Origin of the sequence: Amycolatopsis kentuckyensis (genome assembly GCF_002155975.1) — a bacterium.
Classification (GTDB): Bacteria; Actinomycetota; Actinomycetes; order Mycobacteriales; family Pseudonocardiaceae; genus Amycolatopsis; species Amycolatopsis kentuckyensis.
The window spans coordinates 21,531-28,385 of the sequence record NZ_MUMI01000726.1; the positions used below are offsets into that span (position 1 = coordinate 21,531).

6 protein-coding genes are annotated in these 6,855 nt (G+C 74.3%); 4 read left to right on the forward strand and 2 right to left on the reverse strand.

The features are described 5' to 3' along the window. Positions 1-28: 28 nt before the first annotated feature. The 3 genes from CCN39_RS46660 (at position 29) to CCN39_RS46670 (ending at position 3,521) form a co-directional block, all read left to right on the forward strand. Positions 29-1,390, forward strand: a complete 1,362-nt coding sequence (locus tag CCN39_RS46660; protein ID WP_086853522.1) for a wax ester/triacylglycerol synthase family O-acyltransferase — start codon at positions 29-31, stop codon at positions 1,388-1,390. Positions 1,391-1,458: 68 nt separating this feature from the next. Further along, a complete protein-coding gene (locus CCN39_RS46665; RefSeq protein WP_086853506.1) occupies positions 1,459-1,869 on the forward strand; it encodes an ArsR/SmtB family transcription factor in 411 nt (136 codons plus the stop codon). Further along, a complete protein-coding gene (locus CCN39_RS46670) occupies positions 1,866-3,521 on the forward strand; it encodes a SulP family inorganic anion transporter (protein WP_086853508.1) in 1,656 nt (551 codons plus the stop codon). Before CCN39_RS46665 ends, CCN39_RS46670 begins: the two co-directional genes overlap by 4 nt. On the opposite strand, the gene CCN39_RS46675 is transcribed toward CCN39_RS46670, so the two are convergent. After that, positions 3,509-5,029 carry a WS/DGAT domain-containing protein gene (locus CCN39_RS46675; RefSeq protein ID WP_143264441.1) on the reverse strand — a complete coding sequence of 507 codons (1,521 nt, stop codon included), beginning with the start codon at positions 5,027-5,029 and terminating at the stop codon, positions 3,509-3,511. The two genes, CCN39_RS46670 and CCN39_RS46675, sit on opposite strands and share 13 nt — an antisense overlap. Before the next feature lie 139 nt (positions 5,030-5,168). Beyond that, on the reverse strand, positions 5,169-6,005 hold the full coding sequence (locus tag CCN39_RS46680; protein ID WP_086853512.1) for a universal stress protein: 837 nt from the start codon (positions 6,003-6,005) through the stop codon (positions 5,169-5,171). Positions 6,006-6,213: 208 nt separating this feature from the next. On the opposite strand from CCN39_RS46680, the gene CCN39_RS46685 reads away from it, so the two are divergent. After that, a complete protein-coding gene (locus CCN39_RS46685; protein ID WP_086853514.1) occupies positions 6,214-6,822 on the forward strand; it encodes a DoxX family membrane protein in 609 nt (202 codons plus the stop codon). Positions 6,823-6,855: the final 33 nt, after the last annotated feature.

Below are 6,855 nucleotides of genomic sequence, written 5' to 3' on the forward strand. Positions count from 1 at the left end.
CGTGGGCCGCTCCCACCGAGAGGACGTCATGGACCGGCTCAGCCCGCTCGACGCGGCCTTCCTCGAGATCGAAGACGAGGACCCCAGCTCGTCGCTGGCCATCGCCTCGGTCGCGATCGCCGAGGGGCCGGCCCCGGATCAGGACGAGTTCACCGCCGCCGTGCTCGCGCGGCTGGCCGGGATCCCGCGCTACCGGCAGAAAGTGCGTACGGTGCCGTTCGACCTCGGTCCGCCGGCCTGGGTCGACGATCCGGCGTTCGATCCGCCCGCGCACTTCGGGCGGGTCGCGCTCCCGGCGCCGCACGACGAGTCGGCGCTGAACGACCTGGTGGCCCTGCTGATGGGCGAGCGGCTCGAGCGCGACCGGCCTCTGTGGGAGTTCTGGGTGATCGAAGGACTCACCGACGGGCGCTGGGCGATCCTGACGAAGGTGCACCACGCCCTGGCCGACGGTCTCGCGGCGACCCGGCTGCAGACCGTCCTCTTCGGCGACGCTCCGGCCGGGACGCGTCCCGTCGCGGAGGCGGCCGATCCCGGCGCCGCCGGACTGGCGTGGGCAGCGGTCGGCTCGATGCTGCGCACCCCCTGGCACCAGGCGCGGCTCGTCGCGCGCCAGATGCTGCACCCGAACCGGCTCGCCCGCCGCGTCAGCGACGTGGCACGGGGGCTGGCGGCGCTGACGTCGGCGTTGCTGCCGGTGTCCCCGACCGCGCTCACCGGGCCGCTCGGGCGCGACCGGCGCTACGCGACCGCTTCGGTGCCGCTGGCCGACGTCAAAACCATCGCCCGGGGCTTCGACGTCACGGTGAACGACGTCCTGCTGGCCGCCGTCACCGGCGGGTTCCGGGAACTGCTGCTGCAGCGCGGCGAACCGCCCGCCGCCGACAGCGTGCGGTCGCTGGTGCCGGTGTCCGTGCGGACCGGAACCGCGCTCGGCAACGAGGTTTCGCTCCTGCTGCCGCTGCTGCCGGTCGACCTGACCGACCCGGCCCAGCGGCTGGTCCGGGTGCACCGGCGGCTGGGCACGCTCAAGGCCGCCAAGGAAGCCGACGCCGGCGCGCTGCTCACCGCCACCGCGGCACACGAGCCGTTCGCCCCGGTCGCGTGGGCGATCCGGGCGGCCGCGCACCTGCCGCAGCGCAACATCGTCACGGTGACGACGAACGTGCGCGGCCCGGCCGAACCGCTGTCCGCGCTCGGCCGCCGGATCGTGCGGATCCACCCGTACGTGCCCATCGCGCTCCGGGTGCGGGTCGGCGTGGCGATGCTCAGCTACGCCGGTGAGGTGACGTTCGGGATCACGTCCGACGCGGACGCGGTTCCGGACACCGACGTGCTCGCCAAGGCGATCGAGCGGGAGTTCCCGGCGCTGCTCGCCGCGGCCCGCTGACGGGCGGGCGGCACCCGCCGGGCTGCTGGGTTGATGGATTGATAGAATCATCAATCCAGGAGGTGCCGATGCCCGCCCGATCCCGCACGACCGAGCCGCTGTACCGGATCAAAGCCGATCTGTTCAAGTGCCTGGCCCACCCGATCCGGATCCAGGTGCTCGAGGTGCTCGCCGCGGCCGGCGACGAAGGTACGCCGGTCACCCGGCTGCTCGAAGTGACCGACTGCGAAGCGTCCCACCTGTCCCAGCACCTCGCGGTGCTGCGCCGCAGCGGGGTCGTCACCTCGGCCCGCACGGGCAACGCCGTCGAGTACTGGCTCGCCCAGCCTCTCGTCGCCGAACTCCTGGTCGTGGCCCGCGCCTTCCTGCTGTCGAGCCTGACCCCGGACTCCGACCGGCTCCGGACCGCCCAGGAACTGCCCCCGCTGCCCGGCGCCAGCCCGCAGGCCATCCTCGACGCGATCGCGGCGAAGGCGTGAGCCGCCTCGCGACCGCCCGGGAGCTGCTCCCCGGCCGGGCCGACTACGACCTGGGCCTGCCGGTGCTGCGCGCGGACCTCCTCGCCGGCGTCACCGTCGGGGTGGTGGCCCTGCCCCTCGCGCTGGCCTTCGGCATCAGCTCGGGCGCCGGCGCGGCGGCCGGGCTCATCACCGCCGTGGTGGCCGGGATCGTGGCCGCGGTCTTCGGCGGCTCACCGGTCCAGGTGTCCGGCCCGACCGGAGCCATGGCCGTCGTCCTGGCACCGATCGTCGCGGCCCACGGCACGGCGTCGGTGGCACTGGTCTCGATCCTCGGCGGCGTCGTCGTGCTCGCCGCGGGCGCGGCGCGGCTGGGCCGGCTGGTCGGTTACCTGCCCTGGCCGGTCGTCGAAGGCTTCACGCTCGGCATCGCCTGCATCATCTTCCTCCAGCAGATCCCCGCAGCCGTCGGGACGACCGCCCCGGCGGGCCGGAACCCGTTGCCGGGCGCGGGAATCGCGCTCGCGGCGGCCGAACGCGGCGTGGCGGGCTGGACGGTGGCGACGGTCGCCGTCGTGGTGGTGACCATGCTCGTCCTGCCGAAGCTGCACCGCGGAATCCCGGCGTCGCTGGTGGCGGTGACCCTGGCGACCGCCGGCGCGGAGATCGCGCACGCTCCCGTGCCGCGCATCGGCACCCTGCCGAGCAGCCTGTCCCCCGCGCTGCCGCACTTCAGCTTCGGCGTGGTCCACGACCTCACCGGAGCGGTCGTCGCGGTGGCCGCACTGGCGGCCATCGAATCACTGCTGTCCGCCCGGGTGGCCGCGACGATGACCCGTGGCGGCCCGCCGGTCGGGCCCACCCGGCCGGACCGCGAGCTCGTCGGGCAAGGCCTGGCCTCGATCGCCAGTGGCCTGTTCGGCGGGATGCCCGCGACCGGCGCGATCGCCCGCACCGCGGTCAACGTCCGTTCCGGGGCGCGCACGCGGCTCGCCGCCATCGCGCACGCCCTGGTGATCCTCGCGGTGATCTACGCCGCCACCGGGCTCGTCTCCCGGATCCCCCTCGCCGCCCTCGCCGGTGTCCTGCTGGTCACGAGCCTGCGCATGGTGCCGCTCGCCACGATCCGCGAAGTCGTCCGGGCCAGCCGCTCCAGCGCGGCCACCTTCGCCGTGACCGCACTCGTCACCGTCGCGGCCGACCTCATCCTCGCGGTGGAGATCGGTTTGCTGGCCGCCGCGTTCTTCGCGCTGCGCCACCTCGCCCGCGCCGCCCGCGCCCGGCTCGACACCCTGCCCGGCCCGGCCGCCGACGGCGACGAGCACATCGCCGTGTTCCGCTTCGAAGGCGCCATGTTCTGGGGTGCTTCGGAACGGGTCGCGGCCGAGATCGCGGCCGCGGCGGACGACGTCCTCGTCGTCATCCTGCGGTTGTCCAGGCTGCACCTGCTCGACGCCACCGGCGCGAAAGCGCTGGGCGAGACCGTCGAAGAACTCGAAGCCCGCGGAATCACGGTACTGCTGAAGGGAATCCAGGACCACCACCGGCACCTGCTCACCACCACCGGTGCCCTCCGCACCGGCGACCACCTGTTCACCAGCCTCGACGACGCGGCCGCCCATGCGCGCGCCCACGTCCGGCGCGTCACCGCCGCGGCGGCTCAGGCCGGCTGAGCCGCCGCGGCGAATTCCTCGGCCAGTGCGTCGACCAGGAGCTCCGGGTCCGGGATGAGCCCGCGGTCGGTGCCGAAGCCGAACCGCACCTCGCCGGCGTAGCTGAAGATGCAGATGGTGATCGCCTGGCGGCCGCTGCAGGGTGCCCAGCCGACGATCCCGTCCACCTCCGCGCCCGCCAGCGTCCTGCGCGCCCGCGGGCCGGGCACGTTCGTCAGCACCCCGACCGCCTTGCCGGCGAAGAACCGGCTCACCGGGCGGCCGACGACCGCCGGGCTCCGGGCGATCGCGTCCTGCACCCCGAACGTCACCACGGGCTCGAACGAGTCGCGGATCCGGGCGACCCGCCGGTGCACCTCGGCGAGGCGCTCGGCGAACGTCCGGCGGCCCAGCGGCAGCCGGGCCAGCACGAGGGAGAAGTGGTTGCCCAAGGTGGCCGGGAGCTCGTCGTCGAACGCCGAAAGGCTCACCGGCACCAGCCAGCCGAGGTCGGACGGGCCGGGCCGGGCGGTTCCGTGCGCGGCGAAGTACCGGTCGAGTGCGCCGGCGACGAGCGCGGTGCAGACGTCGTTGATCGTCGTCCCGGTGTCGTGCCCGATCCGGCCGAGGGTGCCGAGCGGAACCGGGTCGCCCCACACCGCGGTCTTGGCCACGCCCGGTTCCCCGTCCCACAGCCCGGTGGCGGTCGACGGGCCGAGCAGTTCGCCGGCACCGGCCGCGCTGTGCCACAGGGTCGTCGCCGCCCCCGCGGCCACGTCGACCACCCGCCGGGGCCCGCCACTCAGCGCCGCCGACAGAAACCCGGCGGCCGCCGCGGTGGCGCCCACCGCCACCGTCGCGCCCAGCAGCGGCAACGCCACCGCGGACTCCAGCACCGGATGCACCCGGGCGGCTTGCCGCTGCACCTTCGCGCCGGTGTCGCCGAGAGCCCGCAGCACACCGGCGCCCAGCCGGACCACGGGCTGGGCGCCGGCTTCCCGGTGCGGCCCGGAGCCGCCGACCTTCGCGTGCGGGACGGTCTCGCCCTCGGCCGGGTCCAGGAGGCTGAAAAGGACCTGCGTCAAGCGGATCCCGTCGGCCATCGCGTGGTGGGTGCGGCACACGAGCGCGCTGCCGCCCCGGTAGCCCCGCAGCAGATCTATCGTCCACAATGGATGATCCGGGTCAAGTGGTTCGCCACGCCGGGTGGCGACGAACCGCTCCAGGCCCGCCTGGTCGGCGGGCGCCGGCAGGTCGCGCACGACCAGGTGGTTGCCGAGGTCGAAGCCGGGATCGGTTTCCCAGGAAAGGCCGCGGCCGTGCGGCACGGCTCGCTGGCAGTACACCGGGTACCGCGCGAGCAGGCGATCGGACACCAGCGACCGCAGCCGCCCCGGATCCACCGGCGTCCGCGTCCAGAGCACCGAGGTGACGATCATCAGGTTCTCAGGCCGGTCCAGGCGCAGCCAGAGACTGTCCTGCGCCGGCATCCGGCGGTGTGGTCCGGCCGGTTTCCGTGTGTTCGGCACCGTTCCACTGTGCGGTGGCGCCGAAGCGGGCGAAAGGGCCGGAAGTCCTCCGCCCGCGCGGCCGAAGCCCCTGCCTCCGGTGCCCCACCACCGAACTTCGCGGGCGGAAGCGGCCTGGTGATCTTCGGCGGCCGGTGCTCTACTTCGCCCGCGCACGGGCCACGATCACCGGGCAAAGCGCGTAGGACATCAGCGCCTGGCTCGTCGACCCGAGGGCCAGGCCGCCGAACCCGCCCCGGCCGCGGCTGCCGACGACCAGCAGCTGTGCCCGGTCGGCGAAGTCGAGCAGCCGCTCGGCCGGCCGCCCCGCGACGACCTCGCGGTCGACGACCACGTCCGGGTACTTCTCCCGCCGGCCGGCCAGGCGCTGGGCGAGGAGTTCTTCCCCGTATTCCTCGGCGGTCCACCGGCCGTCGCGGCGGCAGTGCACCGCGATCAGCCGGGCGTCCCGCCAGGACGCCTCCTCGAACGCGACCGCGATGGCCTCCTCGCTCGCCGGGCTGCCGTCGACGCCGACCACCACCGGTCCCTCGGCGGGCGGTTCGTCCTCACCCGCGTGCGGCCGGACCAACGCCACCGGGCAGTGCGCGTGCGCGGTCAGCGCCACCGTCACCGACCCGAGCAGGATCCGGCCCAGCGGCCGCAGACCCGGCGTGCCGAGCACCAGCATCGCCGCGTCGGCGGACTCGGCCGCCAGGGCGTCCGCCGGCCGTTCGGGCCGCAACACCGTCTTCGCCTCGACGTCCGAAGCCGCGGCGCGGGCCTCGGCGAGCATGGTCCGGCCCTGCTCCGCGGCCGCTTCCAGCAGCTGCTCGTACACCGGGTCCGAGCGCGGGTACGGCCCGGGCAGGTCCGGCAGCGCGTGGACCAACCGCAGTCCGCGCCCGCGTTCCCGCGCCACGCGCGCGGCCCACCGGACCGCCGCGAGTGCGCCGGCCGAGCCGTCGACGCCGACCACCAGTTCCGAGCCGTTCATCGGAATCCCCTTTCACCACGGGGAACTCAAGCGGCCGAAGCCGCTCCCGGCGCGAGGCTTCCGCCCCGGTTCGGAGGGACTTCGGTCCATTCCGCGTGGTCCCCGGAAACCGGCGCCCAAGGGCCTCCCGGCCGGGGACCTTCGGCCCCAGAACTTCCGTCCGCAGCGGCCGAAACTGACGGCAACACCGAAAGAACGGAGATTCCCCATGTCCATCCGACCGGATGCGAAGAAGACCACCACGAGCCGGGTTCCCGTCCAGCGGACCACCGAGCCGGCACCGGTCCCCGACTTCGTCGCCGCCCCCACCGTCGCCGGGAAGTCCCTGGCCGTCCTGCGCATCGCCACCGGATTCGTCTTCCTGTGGGCGTTCCTGGACAAGCTGTTCGGCCTCGGCTACGCCACTCCGGCCAAGGGCGCCTGGATCAGCGGCGGCTCGCCGACCAAGGGCTTCCTCAGCGGCGTCCACGTCGGCCCGTTCGAATCGATGTTCCACGCCTGGGCCGGCACGTGGTGGGCCAACTGGCTGTTCATGCTCGGCCTCGCCGCGATCGGCATCGCCGTCATCGCCGGGATCGGGCTGCGCCTGAGCGCGATCGCGGGTTCGCTGATGATGCTCATGATGTGGGCCGCCGAATGGCCGTTCGCGCTGAGCACCAGCACCGGTGAAGCGACGCACTCGACCAACCCGATCATCGACTACCACATCGTCTACGCGCTCGTCCTCATCGCCCTGGCCGCCGCCGCGGCGGGCAACACGTGGGGACTCGGCCGCCGCTGGGCCGCCGTCGTCGGCGACCGCACGTGGCTGCGCTGACCCACCCCGCCCCAGGGCGCCCGCCGACCGGCG

Excerpts from the sequence above, each read along its gene's own strand:
- CCN39_RS46665 (WP_086853506.1), top strand. The coding sequence starts at position 1,459 with ATGCCCGCCCGATCCCGCACGACCGAGCCGCTGTACCGGATCAAAGCC.
- CCN39_RS46680 (WP_086853512.1), bottom strand. The coding sequence starts at position 6,005 with ATGAACGGCTCGGAACTGGTGGTCGGCGTCGACGGCTCGGCCGGCGCA.
- CCN39_RS46660 (WP_086853522.1), top strand. The coding sequence starts at position 29 with ATGGACCGGCTCAGCCCGCTCGACGCGGCCTTCCTCGAGATCGAAGAC.
- CCN39_RS46685 (WP_086853514.1), top strand. The coding sequence starts at position 6,214 with ATGTCCATCCGACCGGATGCGAAGAAGACCACCACGAGCCGGGTTCCC.